The following is a 12,284-nucleotide window of genomic DNA, read 5'->3' on the forward strand; positions in this document are numbered from 1 at the left end:
GGTAGTCCGCCCCACGGTTGTGCCGACCCGGCGGTCTAAAGGGATGCCGCCGAAGGCTGCGTGGACGTGGTCAGGTCCGCGAGAACTCCGCGATAGGCCTTCTCGAAGCCGGCGATGCCGTTGTCCTCGAGCACGCGTCCCACGGCGGTCATGTCGATTCCGAGAGCCGCCAGTCGCTCCATGATCTCAGCGGCCTCCGGCACGCCGTTGTCGACGGTACGAGCCATCCTGCCGTGATCCTCGAAGGCCTCGATGGTTGCCTCGGGCAAAGTTGTGACGGTCTCCGGGCCGATGAGTTGCTCGACATAGCGGGTGTCGCGGTCCGCCGGGTTCTTGGTGGACGTCGAGGCCCACAGCGGCCGCTGGACATCCGCGCCCAGGACGGCGAGCCGGTGCCAGCGTCTGGTGGAGAACCGTTCGGTGAACATGCGGTAGGCGAGCTTGGCCTGCGAGACCGCCGCCTGGCCGCGCAAGGCGAGCGCCTCGTCGGTACCTAGCGCCTCCAGTCGCTGGTCGACTTCGACGTCCACCCGGCTGACGAAAAACGAGGCGACGCTGCTGACAGTCGAGGGATCACCGCCGTTCGCGCTGAACTTCTCCAACCCGGACAGGTACGCCTCGATGATCTCGGCGTACCTGGACAGGGAGAACAACAGCGTGACATTGATGCTGGCGCCCTCGGCAGTCAACGTTTCGACGGCGGACACGCCTTCCGCAGTTGCGGGAATCTTGACGAGCAGATTGGGTTGGGCCAGGCGATCGTGCAACCACCGCGCGGCGGCGATCGTGCCGGGCGCATCGTGGGCCACCTCGGGAGACACCTCCACAGAGACGAACCCGTCAGCGCAGTCACCCGCGTCGAAGACCGGTCGCAGGATGGTGAGGGCCTGGTCGGTGTCGGAGATCACCAACTCCCAGTAGGCCTCCTCCACCGACGTGCCGGCCGCCGTCAGCGCGGCGAACTGTTCGTCGTAGTAGTGGGAGCCGGTGATACTCCGAGCGAAGATCGTCGGGTTCGCGGTGACACCTCGGATCCCGTTGTCGACCATTCGTGCCAGGGTTCCGTCACGCAGGGCGGCGCGTGTGAGGTTGTCCAGCCAGGGACTCTGCCCGCAGTAGCTGTAGAGATGTTCCAGCTTGGTCATGGCGTTCTCGATCTTCCCCGGCCTACGCCGGAGTCGTGGTTGTCTATTTGTCCATGTCGTGGAGCAGGTCGTCCCAGTCAATGCGGGCGCGGCCTGCCGCGCCATCGCCCACGATGAACCGGCTAGGGTCTCCAGCTGCTCGAGGTCCAGAAGCGAGCCACGCCGCCATACCGTTGCTGGTACGGCGCTCGATCTCGTCGAGATACGCCCGGCGCTCGTCGACGATCCGAAGCCGCTGCGCCGGTGAGCCTGCCTCTTGCAGAGCCGAGAAGCTGGCCCGCCAGGCCAGGCAGCGCTTCGTCGCTCAGGGCATCAGGCACATTGTGAGGCCTCATGTCCGAGCCTGAGGGCTGCGCTGCGGCCGATGGTGCGTCGTCGCTCCAGCGCAGGCCTGGGCGGTTCGTCCGGGTTCGCCAAGACGACCATGGCCACCACTCCACCGATGAGGGCAGCGAGGGCAACCAGCAGCGCGACGTTCGAGAGTGACCAAGTGAACGCCATGACGGCTCCCGCGACGCCCAGCACACTACTGAAAACCAGCCAGAGGACTCGATAGGCTTTCATGGCGTTTTCGCCTGCGTTGTAGCGCTGGTTCGGACGACGACTGGTTGGTCCACGACAACCTCCTTGTTTCGTGCAGTCCCAACCTTGCCTCCGACGACGAACAACTTGTACGGCGCCGACCGGCGAACTGAGGTCGTTCTCATCGCCGACGTCCGGCAACCAGGGGCTCCTGCACGAGGGCACGATGCCTCCTGTCAGGGACGCGCCCCGGCACGGTGAGGGTACTCACTCCCGGGCCAGTCGAGCAGTCGTGCACCGAGCCCCGTTCCGCGGCGCGACGCCCGAGCTCCCGGACGATCGCCAGCTCGTGTTCACGAGGCCGTCGCCCGGAGATGGCGGCATCCGCCAGCAGGCTGAGGTACTCGACCAGCAGTTCCAGCGGTGCCTGGGAGTCTCCGGCGGCCGCCTGCGCGATCGCCGTCAACCACGCTTCGTCCGCGCTGTCCGCGGCGGAACCCGGCCAGCGCGGCCCGCCGGATTCGGTCATTCCACTCCCCCCGACCCCGGGCGCACACAGGTACTGAGCGATGAGCATTCTTGCCGGACGTCGGCCATCAGGACGATCACAGGTTCGCCGATCACCGCACTACCTGTCGCAGCGCTGGAACGGCACAGTCGAAATCGCAGGTACCAGACAGCTGAATCGGAGCGGCGACGATGACGAAGGCAATCGCAGTGAACAATCGGCGTCGTCGACCGGTTCTCGTCGGGATCGACGGGTCGGTGTCGGCGCAGGGCGCCCTGTCCTGGGCCGCTGCCGAGGCGGCGTCGCGACACTGCCCTCTGCACATCGTGCACGCCTTCAGCTGGCCGGTGATCGGCAACGCCCTGGAGATGGGCTTCACCGTGGACACGAACCTCGGCCTCCGGTCGGCCGCCGAGTGGGTCCTCGCCGAGGCGGCGGCGCAGGTACGCGTACTGGCCCCTGATATCAAGGTCACGACTGCCCTGATCGCCGGTCCCGCCACGCCGACGCTGCTCAGCGAAGCGCAGGATGCCGATCTGGTGGTCGTCGGAGGCCGGGGTGTCGGTGGCTTCCGCGGACTGCTCGTCGGGTCGGTGAGCGCCACCATCGCAGCCCACGCCCCGTGCCCGGTGGTCGTCGTTCACCCGCATGCACACGGTACGGCGTTCTCCGCCTCACCGACCGGGCAGATCGTGGTCGGCGTCGACGGCTCGGAGCTCTCGGCCGCGGCACTCCGCTTCGCCTTCCAGCAGGCGGTGCGGCGGCGGATCGGCGTCACCGCCGTACACGCCGCGAGGCCGGCTCGACGCGACGCGACACTCCGCGTTCCCCCCGAGATCGTCGACCAGGTCGAGCGGCAACTGTTCGCCGAAGCGATGCAGAGCAAACGCGTTCTCGTCCCGGGCATCGACGTACGCACGAAGCTCATGCACGGGCACCCCGCACAGGCACTGATCGACGCATCGGCCGCCGCGGAAATGGTCGTGGTCGGGTCGCGCGGCCGCGGTGGCTTCGCCGGCATGTTGCTGGGTTCGGTCAGCCAGGCCGTGCTGCAACACGCCGCCTGCCCCGTCGCTGTCGTCCGGCCGTACAGCCCGCCGTCGGTCGTCGCGCCTTCCCCTGGGCGTCTTCGGCTGGCGGCGGCCACGGCTCGCGACGGAAGCTCGGACCTGAAGGAGCTCTCGTGACACCGACACCGCAGGGCCTTCCGGAAAGCCTCGGTCTGCACAGCCAGCTTCTCGATCTGGACCCGTCCGAGACCCAGGAATGGCTCGAATCGCTCGACCAGGTGGTCGACCACGCCGGGCAGAACAGGGCCCGGTACCTGCTGCTCAGCATCCTGCAACGCGCGCGTGACCGGCGCGTGGGTGTCGCGAATCTGCGCGGTACCGACTACATCAACACGATCGCTCCCGATGCCGAGCCCGAGTTCCCGGGCGACGAACACATCGAGCGGCGAATCCGGGCCTACAACCGCTGGAACGCCGCCGTCATGGTCCATCGTGCGCAGCGACCTGGCGTCGGCGTCGGCGGGCACATCTCCACCTATGCGTCCGCGGCGGCGCTGTTCGAGGTCGGGTTCAACCACTTCTTCCACGGCTCCGAAGCACCTGGGGGCAGCGACCAGATCTACTTCCAGGGACACGCCTCTCCCGGCATCTATGCGCGAGCGTTCCTGGAAGGCCGGCTCAGCAGTGACCAGCTCGACGGGTTCCGGCAGGAACTCTCCCACGCCGGTCACGGCGGCGGATTGCCTTCGTACCCGCACCCACGGCTGATGCCGGACTTCTGGGAGTTCCCGACCGTGTCGATGGGACTCGGGCCGATCAACGCGATCTACCAGGCCCGCTTCAACCGCTACTTGTACAACCGCGGCCTCAAGGACACCAGCCGGCAGCGCGTCTGGGCGTTCCTCGGAGACGGCGAGATGGACGAACCCGAGGCCCTCGGCGCCATCGGCGTCGCCGCCCGCGAGGAGCTCGACAACCTCACGTTCGTCGTCAACTGCAACCTGCAGCGCCTCGACGGCCCGGTGCGGGGCAACGGCAAAATCATCCAGGAACTGGAGTCGTACTTCCGCGGCGCCGGCTGGAACGTCATCAAGGTGATCTGGGGCCGCGAGTGGGATCCGCTGCTGGCCAACGACACCGACGGCGCGCTTCTCAACCTGATGAACACCACGCCGGACGGGGACTTCCAGACCTACAAGGCCGAGTCCGGCGCCTTCGTCCGGGAACACTTCTTCGGCCGCGACCCGCGCACCGCCGCCATGGTCGAACACCTGTCCGACAACGAGATCTGGAATCTCAAACGCGGCGGGCACGACTACCGCAAGTTGTACGCCGCGTACCGGGCCGCAACCGAGCACACCGGGCAGCCGACCGTGATCCTGGCCAAGACCATCAAGGGATGGACATTGGGGTCCCATTTCGAGGGCCGCAACTCCACCCATCAGATGAAGAAGCTGACTCTCGACGATCTCAAGGCCTTCCGGGACCGGCTGTTCCTCGAGATTCCCGACTCGGCGCTGGATGCGGTCAAGCCACCGTATTACCAGCCGCCGCAGAACTCGCCGGAACTGGAGTATCTGCACGAGCGGCGCCGCACACTGGGCGGTTACCTACCGGCCCGCAGAGTCAGCAGTACGCCGCTTGCGCTGCCCGCCGAGGCGGCTTACGCGGTCGCGCGCCGTGGCTCGGGACGGCAATCGGTCGCCACCACGATGGCGTTCGTCCGCCTGCTCAAGGACCTGATGAAAGACCCTCAGATGGGTCACCGGTTCGTGCCGATCATCCCCGACGAGGCCCGAACCTTCGGGCTGGACTCCCTGTTCCCGTCCAAGAAGATCTACTCGCCGCACGGCCAGACCTACCTGTCGGTCGACCGCGACCAGATGCTCAGCTACCAGGAGGACATCCACGGCGTCCTCCTGCACGAGGGCATCACCGAGGCCGGTTGCGCTGCGTCCTGGACCGCGGCCGGCGCGTCGTACGCGACCCACGGCGAGCCGATGATCCCGCTGTACATCTTCTATTCGATGTTCGGGTTCCAGCGCACCGGCGACCAACTCTGGGCCGCGGCCGATCAGATGACCCGCGGGTTCCTGCTCGGCGCCACCGCCGGCCGCACCACCCTCAATGGCGAAGGTCTTCAGCACCAGGACGGCCATTCGTTGCTACTGGCATCGACCAACCCCGCCTGTGTCGCCTACGACGCCGCCTATGCCTTCGAGCTCGGCCACATCACCGCCGACGCGCTGCGGCGGATGTACGGCGTACCACGGCCGGGCGAGGACCAGAACGTCTTCTACTACCTCACCCTGTACAACGAACCGATCCTGCAACCGGCCGAGCCCGATGGTGTCGATGTCGACGGCATCCTCGCCGGCATGCACCGCTACTCCCCCGCCCCGGACGGCGACGGGCCGAACGCGCAGATCCTTGCCTCCGGCATCGCCGTGCCCTGGGCGCTGGAAGCGCAACGCCTCCTGCACGACGATTGGCGGGTGCAGGCCGACGTCTGGTCGGTGACGTCCTGGACGCAACTACGTCGAGACGCTCTCGCCGTCGAGGACTGGAATCTGTCACATCCTGACCAGGCTCCCCGCATTCCGTACGTCACGGAGCGGCTCGGCGAGACCGTCGGCCCCGTGCTGGCCGTATCGGACTGGATGCGCGCGGTTCCTGACCAGATCGCCCCGTTCGTCCTCAGCCCGTGGGCGTCGCTCGGCACCGACGGATTCGGCCACTCCGACACCCGAGCAGCACTCCGCCGCCACTTCGAGATCGACGCGCAGGCGATCGTCGTACGGACTCTGCAGCAACTGGCCGACTGCGGAGAAGTGGACGAGTCGGTCCCAGGGTCGGCCAGAACGACCTACCTGACCGCGCAGGAGTAGGCGGTCACCGAACACCCAGCAGTACAGCGGCGCTACTGAAGGAGCAGATCATGAGCACTGAAGGGCACACCGCCCACACACCAAGCCGGGAGACACTGTCCGATCCGGCCTACCCCCGGTACGGCGCGTTGCTCGTCGCAGCCTGGCTCGCGGGCATCATCCTGAACCTGCTGACGCTCTCGGGCTTCTACGACGTCGCCCTGCGCGACTTCGGCCTCCTGGTCGCCGCCGTTGCGCTCGCTCGCCTCGCCGCCAAATACGCGCCGGTCTCAACGGAGAAGAAGAAGTGATCGTCCTGTACGTACTGCTCACGGCCATGGCTGTCGGCCTGATCGCCGCGGCGTCGTGTGTCCGCGTGGTCAAGCAGTTCGAACGTGGCGTCGTGTATCGGTTCGGCCGGGTGCGTGCCGAGGTTCGCCCGCCCGGTCTCGCCTTGCTGGTGCCGATCGCCGACCGGCTGCAGAAGGTCAACATGCAGATCATCACGATGCCGGTCCCTGCGCAGGACGGCATCACGCGCGACAACGTGACGGTTCGAGTCGACGCTGTCGTCTACTTCAACGTGGTCGATCCGGTACGCGCGGCGGTCGACGTCGAGGACTACATCTCGGCTATCGGCCAGGTTGCGCAGACGTCGCTGCGCTCGATCATCGGCAAGAGCGAACTGGACGACCTGCTGTCCAACCGGGAGCGCCTCAACCAGGGCATGGAACTGATGATCGACAGCCCGGCACTGGACTGGGGCGTGCACATCGAACGTGTAGAAATCAAGGACGTCGCGCTGCCGGAGACGATGAAGCGATCCATGTCCCGCCAGGCCGAGGCCGAACGCGAGCGCCGGGCCCGCATCATCACCGCGGACGGCGAGTTGCAGGCCTCGGAGAAGCTGGGCCAAGCCGCCGAGGTGATGACTGAGCATCCGGCGGCACTGCAACTCCGTCTGCTCCAGACCGTCGTCGAGGTCGCCGCGGAGAAGAACTCCACGCTGGTGCTGCCCTTCCCCGTCGAGCTGCTCCGGTTTCTCGAGAGATCCACACCGGCCGAGAGCCCCCAGCCCGCTACTGCCGAGGATCCCGCCACGCACGGGGCCACCGCGTCCGAGATGCCGAACGGCCGCGAGATTGCGCAGTCAGCACCGGACGCGGAGCCTGGCTCCTCAGGACGGCTGCAGTCGAGCGGTCGCAGCGCGCAGTTGCCGGAGATCGGCAACGGTGCGGCCGCCGGCGCAGTTATGTCGTAACGCGATATACTTGGATGAGTGCCGGGCTCTCCCGGTGAACCACTGAGGACGTGATCACATGCCGTCTGACGCGATGCGCGACGCCCACGCCGCTGAGCCGTTGACGAAGGCGGATTTCGAGGCGCTGGCCCGCTTCCGTTTCGGCCTCCGCCGGTACCTGCGCTTCAGCGAGCAGGCCGTTCGCACGCACGGACTGACCCCGCAGCAGTACCAGTTACTGCTGGCCTTGAAGGGGTTCCCCGGCCGCGAGTGGGCCACGATGAGCGAACTGGCCGATCGCCTGCAATTGCGCCACCACAGCGTCGGCGAACTGGTGACCCGGGCCCAGGCACAGAACCTCGTGACCAGGGCATCACACCCGACGGACGCCAGGGTGGTCCGGGTGCAGTTGACGCGGCACGGCGAGCGCGCGTTGGCACAGCTGAGCGCACTCCACCGTGACGAGCTTCGACGCATGGGCACCGCCCTCGCCGTACCCGACTGGAGTGCGGCCGCCGACGACGTCGGCACGGCCCGCCACACGGTGCGGGTTCGCAGGATCTACGACCAGGCCGGGGCCGGCGACGGCACCCGGGTCCTGGTGGATCGGGTGTGGCCGCGCGGGATCCGGAAGGAAGTAGCCGCTGTCGACGAGTGGGCCAGGGACGTTGCACCGTCCACCGAGCTCCGGAAGTGGTACGGGCACGTGCCGGAGAAGTTCGCGCAGTTCGAGGAGCGCTACCGCGATGAGCTGGCTACCCAGGCCGGCCGAGCCGCGCTGGAGCACCTGCGCACACTGGCAGAACGCGATGACCTGACCTTGGTGACCGCGACCAGGGACGTGGACCACAGCCAGGCGGCGGTTCTGGCCCGACTGCTGAATGAGCCGCGTTGACCTTTCCGAGAGCTGGGCAGCTCGCCGGACTACTCCCCGGGTCGTTTCCTGATCTGCAGGCCTGGCCGACGGCGATGGACGGTCAGGTACGACAGGCCCTCGCCGCCGGCGATGAGGCTGCGGGTCGAACCGCGGGGCAGCCAGACGACATTGCCGTCAGCAAGCATCTGCTCTCCGTCGGGCGTACTGGCGATGCCACCACCAGCGACGACGACGAGTACGACGTCGAGGTCCGGCTCGGTATGGGTGTCCACGCGATGACCGGCAGGTAGGTGGATCAGATTCGCGTCGAGCTGGCGTCCTGGCTCGGCAAGAGCCCATCGGGCACCGGACGGCACGGACGAATCGCCGACGAGTTGATGCACGTCGGCGAGGACCCGGAGCCGCGGCTGCTCTGCCGGTACGCCGGTGGCGTCGACAGAGCGAGCCCCAGGGCGGTCAGGCATCTGCGGCGACCCGGCCGATGCGGATCCGCCACTCCTCCGGACCGGCTTGCAGATAGTCCCAGCTGAACCCACCGGAGAATCTCGACTCGAACTCCCGGCGCAGCGGCTTGGGGTCGTGGCTGTTGACCAGGACGAAGGACTCGCCGGGCGCCAGCCGCGCGTAGCGGGCGAAGACCCGCGGGTGGCGTCCACCGCGCGCGATCTGCCGGACGTCGATGACCACCTGCGGATCTGCGACAACGAGCGATGGATCGATGTCGGCCAGCTTGGCGAGGACGGGCAACACCGACTCCTCGAGCCGGAGGTAGAGATTCAGTGCTCCGGCGATCATCGTGCCGATCCGGAGCGCTTCGCTCGGACTGGCGACAGCCAGGTCGTTGATCTGCTGGTTGAGCACCGCGTTGCCGACGCGAAGGGCGTCCGCCAGTTGTCGCGTCTCGGCAACCCTCGACGCCGGGGCATACAGGTCGCGATCGGCGCCGGCCAGATAGCCGCGCAGCTCGTGACGGCAGAAGTCCACCAGCTCCGCGGTCAGCCGCGGCTCCGAGTCCGTCGTCAGCTCGGCCAGTCGTTGGCGCAATCGCTGGTGGGCCTCCTGCACCGCTGCCCGGGCGATGACCGCCGGATCCGTCTCGGTCGCCTGGATGAAGATCTCCGCAGCCGACATGGTGCCACTCTCCTCGACGTCGCTGTTTTCAATAATTATTACATGTGCTATTTGTATTAATTACAAGCCTCTGTGAGGGAGTTCGCTGTGACCTACGTGATCGCGCTGCCCTGTGTAGACCTCAAGGACCGCGCCTGCGTCGAGGAGTGCCCGGTCGACTGCATCTACGAAGGTGGGCGATCGCTGTACATCCATCCCGAGGAGTGCGTCGACTGCGGCGCATGCGAACCGGTGTGCCCGGTCGAGGCGATCTTCTATGAAGACGATCTGCCCGAGCAGTGGAGGGAGTACCAGACCGCCAACGAGGGATTCTTCGACGGTCTCGGCTCTCCCGGCGGCGCCTCGAAGCTGGGCGTGATCGCACATGACCACCCCATCGTTGCGGCGCTTCCGCCGCAGGAGCAGGCAAGCTGACCTCCATGACCAGGACTGCGCAGGCGTCCGGCGACCAGCCGCGCCGACAGGCAATGCTTGAAGCCCTCCGAAGCTCTGGCGCACCGTTGGGTGTCACCGAACTCGCTGAACGGCTCGGCATCCACCCCAATACGGTCCGGTTCCACCTCGACGCGCTCGTAGCAGAGGGACTGGTCGACCGCCGGCTCGAGGAGCCGACCGGGCGGGGCCGGCCTCGCACCGTGCACACACCGCATCCAGGAATGGACCGCGGAGGGCGGCGTCAGTACCAGTTGCTGGCCAAGATCCTGCTCGGTCAGCTGTCCACAGCTCCCGATGCCGGCGCCGCGGCGGAGGCCGCCGGTCGCAACTGGGGTGGCTATCTCGTCGAGCAGATCCCCCCGCCACGTCAGCCTGACATCGCCGAGGCCACCCAGCGGCTGAACGCGATGATGACCGACCTGGGATTCGCTCCGGAACCCGACGGCGATCCGGCCGGGCGCATCAGACTGCGGCACTGCCCCTTCCTGGAACTCGCGGAGGAGTACTCCGGCACGTTGTGTCCGCTGCATCTGGGACTGATGCGAGGCGCACTTGCCGAGATCCACGCACCGATCGAGGCGACACGATTGGAACCGTTCGCCGAGCCCGACGCCTGCATCGTGCACCTCTCCCCCAGCCGCCGACCGAACGTCGGTTCCCGCCCGCATCAACGCGAGCAGAGGAGCACCTGACCAGGATCGGCACCACGCCCCCGGGTCCGATGATCGAAGTCCCGGTCGGCGCCGAGACCTTTGACAAGATCGCCACGTACCGACCGGATCCTGGCCGGTCGGCACGCACCCCTCGTCGCGGTGTGATCTGCCGCTAGACCATGACGTGTGCGGCCAAGGGAACCGATACGTCCGCGAGCTGGTCCGGATCGACCCGGTGCCGGCCGCGGATCAGTTCCTCGACAGGCCCGATCCCGTCGTCCCACAGGTTGACCTGCATCCCTGCCACGACCTGGTCGCCGGCCAGCCAGAACGCGTGAAATGCGTGCCCGGCGATATCGCCGCGGGTGACGAGGCGGTCGTACCCGGCCGGCCCGAGCCAGCCGGTGAACTCCATCCCAACGTCGTACTGGTCGGTGAAGAAGTACGGAAGCTTGTCGTACGCCACCCGCTGGCCAAGCATTGCCCGGGCCGCGATGGGTGCACCGTGCAACGCATTGGCCCAGTGTTCGCTCCGAATGTGCCCGCCATAGAAGGGACGATACGAGTTCGCGACATCGCCCACGGCATAGATGTCGGAGTCCTGGGTGCACAGCATCTCGTCGACGACGATCCCGTTGTCGCAGCTCAGCCCAGCCCGCTCCGCAAGCTCGGTGTTCGGCACCGCGCCAATCCCCACGATGACCGCATCGGCCGCGAACTCACTGCCGTCCTGGGTCCGGACTCCACGTACCTGGCCCGTTCCCCACAGCTCGGTGACACTCTGACTCAGCCGCAGATCGACACCGTGGCGCAGGTGCAGCCCAGCGAAGAACGCGCCCATCTCACGTCCGAGAGCCGCGCGCAGCGGTTCCCGCTGCGGATCGATCACGGTCACATCACAGCCGGACTCACGGGCCGCGGCGGCCGTCTCCAGGCCGATCCAGCCGCCGCCCACGACGACTACGCGGCCGCCGGTGCGGATCGTCTCACGCAACCTGTCGGAATCCTCGACCCGGCGCAGGTAGTGCACCCCCTCGAGGTCGGCGCCCGGCACCTGAAGGCGGCGGGGAGACGAGCCTGTTGCCAACAACAACTTCGCGTAGCCGATCCGCTCGCCGGTATCGAGCTCCACCTGGCGGCCGGGGCGGTTCAGTGAAGTCACGCGCCGGCCGAGCAGCAGTTCCACCGAATGTTCGGCGTACCAGGACTCCTCGTGGACAAAGATCTTCGCTCGCTCATCGGTGCCCAGCAGATAGCCCTTCGACAGCGGCGGCCGCTCGTACGGCAGGTCGGTCTCGTCACCGATCAGGACGATCCGTCCGGTGAAACCCTGCTCCCGCAGCGTCTGAGCCGCTGTCGCTCCGGCCAGGCTCGCCCCGACGATGACGTAGGTGGGTTCGTTGCTCATGATGACCTTTCCACTCCCGCTAGGAGCTGTGCCGTGCCGGGACGTACCTGACCGCGAGGCGGGCGAGCGCGATCATGACCCGCCACCTTTCTAAAGATGAGATGTTTTGACTTTAGAAGTGAACGAGGTTTTCGTCAACGAGAGTTAGCTTTAGAGTCGGTGTGTGGACGACAAAGCGGCCCGGATCTCAGCTGTCGCAACGTTGGACGAGCCAACGCGGCGGCGCCTGTACGGCCACGTCGTACGCCAAACTGCCGCGGTGACTCGGGACGAAGCGGCGACCGCGCTCGGGCTGCCCCGCACCACCGCGGCGTTCCACCTCGACCGGCTCGCCGCCGAGGGCTTGCTCGATGTGGTGTACGAGCGCCGGACCGGCCGATCGGGCCCGCGTGCGGGCCGGCCGTCGAAGCTCTACCGTCGATCGGAGCGGCAGGTCGAGCCCGGATCAGGCCACTGCTGTGTACGCATTGGGCCGGCTTCCGAGTGAA

13 protein-coding genes and 1 pseudogene are annotated in these 12,284 nt (G+C 67.2%); 9 read left to right on the forward strand and 5 right to left on the reverse strand.

What is annotated here, in order from left to right:
- Positions 1-35: 35 nt before the first annotated feature.
- The gene (gene tal / locus ACWEOO_RS33950) at positions 36-1,250 is read right to left on the reverse strand and encodes a transaldolase (RefSeq protein WP_452146507.1); all 1,215 of its coding nucleotides are present in this window, start codon (positions 1,248-1,250) and stop codon (positions 36-38) included.
- 598 nt (positions 1,251-1,848) lie between these two features.
- Positions 1,849-2,196: a hypothetical protein gene (locus ACWEOO_RS33955; protein ID WP_452146508.1), complete on the reverse strand. Its 348-nt coding sequence runs from the start codon at positions 2,194-2,196 to the stop codon at positions 1,849-1,851.
- 170 nt (positions 2,197-2,366) lie between these two features.
- Between ACWEOO_RS33955 and ACWEOO_RS33960 the strand changes: the two genes are divergently transcribed.
- The 5 genes from ACWEOO_RS33960 to ACWEOO_RS33980 are packed head-to-tail and all read left to right on the forward strand — an operon-like array spanning position 2,367 to position 8,187.
- Positions 2,367-3,362, forward strand: coding sequence for a universal stress protein (locus ACWEOO_RS33960; RefSeq protein WP_452146509.1), 996 nt, complete (start codon positions 2,367-2,369; stop codon positions 3,360-3,362).
- Positions 3,359-6,073, forward strand: coding sequence for a pyruvate dehydrogenase (acetyl-transferring), homodimeric type (gene aceE, locus ACWEOO_RS33965; RefSeq protein ID WP_452146510.1), 2,715 nt, complete (start codon positions 3,359-3,361; stop codon positions 6,071-6,073). The genes ACWEOO_RS33960 and aceE overlap by 4 nt, the downstream gene beginning before the upstream one ends.
- Positions 6,074-6,123: 50 nt before the next feature.
- A complete protein-coding gene (locus ACWEOO_RS33970; RefSeq protein ID WP_452146511.1) occupies positions 6,124-6,363 on the forward strand; it encodes a hypothetical protein in 240 nt (79 codons plus the stop codon).
- Positions 6,360-7,313, forward strand: coding sequence for a slipin family protein (locus ACWEOO_RS33975; protein WP_452146512.1), 954 nt, complete (start codon positions 6,360-6,362; stop codon positions 7,311-7,313). Before ACWEOO_RS33970 ends, ACWEOO_RS33975 begins: the two co-directional genes overlap by 4 nt.
- A 58-nt stretch (positions 7,314-7,371) precedes the next feature.
- Positions 7,372-8,187: a DUF488 family protein, N3 subclade gene (locus tag ACWEOO_RS33980; protein WP_452146513.1), complete on the forward strand. Its 816-nt coding sequence runs from the start codon at positions 7,372-7,374 to the stop codon at positions 8,185-8,187.
- Positions 8,188-8,216: 29 nt separating this feature from the next.
- Here the strand turns inward: ACWEOO_RS33980 and ACWEOO_RS33985 are convergent, their stop codons facing one another.
- Both ACWEOO_RS33985 and ACWEOO_RS33990 read right to left on the reverse strand, forming a co-directional pair.
- Complete coding sequence (locus ACWEOO_RS33985) at positions 8,217-8,633, reverse strand: hypothetical protein (protein ID WP_452146514.1); 417 nt, start codon at positions 8,631-8,633, stop codon at positions 8,217-8,219.
- Entirely contained in the window at positions 8,626-9,300 is a 675-nt protein-coding gene (locus tag ACWEOO_RS33990; protein WP_452146515.1) for a DUF2249 domain-containing protein, read from the reverse strand. Before ACWEOO_RS33990 ends, ACWEOO_RS33985 begins: the two co-directional genes overlap by 8 nt.
- A gap of 87 nt (positions 9,301-9,387) precedes the next feature.
- Between ACWEOO_RS33990 and fdxA the strand changes: the two genes are divergently transcribed.
- From fdxA to ACWEOO_RS34005, 3 genes and pseudogenes are all read left to right on the forward strand, one after another.
- On the forward strand, positions 9,388-9,714 hold the full coding sequence (gene fdxA / locus ACWEOO_RS33995) for a ferredoxin (RefSeq protein ID WP_452146516.1): 327 nt from the start codon (positions 9,388-9,390) through the stop codon (positions 9,712-9,714).
- A 5-nt stretch (positions 9,715-9,719) separates the two neighbouring features.
- Positions 9,720-9,884 (forward strand): annotated as a pseudogene (locus ACWEOO_RS34000) (helix-turn-helix domain-containing protein); the annotation flags it as partial.
- Positions 9,885-9,986: 102 nt separating this feature from the next.
- Positions 9,987-10,427, forward strand: coding sequence for a hypothetical protein (locus tag ACWEOO_RS34005; RefSeq protein WP_452146613.1), 441 nt, complete (start codon positions 9,987-9,989; stop codon positions 10,425-10,427).
- A 133-nt stretch (positions 10,428-10,560) separates the two neighbouring features.
- Here the strand turns inward: ACWEOO_RS34005 and ACWEOO_RS34010 are convergent, their stop codons facing one another.
- A complete protein-coding gene (locus tag ACWEOO_RS34010) occupies positions 10,561-11,796 on the reverse strand; it encodes an NAD(P)/FAD-dependent oxidoreductase (protein ID WP_452146517.1) in 1,236 nt (411 codons plus the stop codon).
- Between the two features lie 163 nt (positions 11,797-11,959).
- Here ACWEOO_RS34010 and ACWEOO_RS34015 point away from each other — a divergent pair, with 163 nt between their 5' ends.
- Positions 11,960-12,283, forward strand: coding sequence for a helix-turn-helix domain-containing protein (locus ACWEOO_RS34015; protein ID WP_452146518.1), 324 nt, complete (start codon positions 11,960-11,962; stop codon positions 12,281-12,283).
- Position 12,284 lies beyond the last annotated feature (1 nt).

It is taken from the genome of Kribbella sp. NPDC004138, from assembly GCF_053603655.1.

Bases quoted from the DNA above. Each gene is read 5' to 3' on its own strand.
- ACWEOO_RS33985 (WP_452146514.1), bottom strand. From the start codon at position 8,633: ATGCCTGACCGCCCTGGGGCTCGCTCTGTCGACGCCACCGGCGTACCG.
- ACWEOO_RS33960 (WP_452146509.1), top strand. From the start codon at position 2,367: ATGACGAAGGCAATCGCAGTGAACAATCGGCGTCGTCGACCGGTTCTC.
- ACWEOO_RS34010 (WP_452146517.1), bottom strand. From the start codon at position 11,796: ATGAGCAACGAACCCACCTACGTCATCGTCGGGGCGAGCCTGGCCGGA.
- ACWEOO_RS33990 (WP_452146515.1), bottom strand. From the start codon at position 9,300: ATGTCGGCTGCGGAGATCTTCATCCAGGCGACCGAGACGGATCCGGCG.
- ACWEOO_RS33970 (WP_452146511.1), top strand. From the start codon at position 6,124: ATGAGCACTGAAGGGCACACCGCCCACACACCAAGCCGGGAGACACTG.
- tal (WP_452146507.1), bottom strand. From the start codon at position 1,250: ATGGCGCGGCAGGCCGCGCCCGCATTGACTGGGACGACCTGCTCCACG.
- ACWEOO_RS33955 (WP_452146508.1), bottom strand. From the start codon at position 2,196: ATGACCGAATCCGGCGGGCCGCGCTGGCCGGGTTCCGCCGCGGACAGC.
- ACWEOO_RS33980 (WP_452146513.1), top strand. From the start codon at position 7,372: ATGCCGTCTGACGCGATGCGCGACGCCCACGCCGCTGAGCCGTTGACG.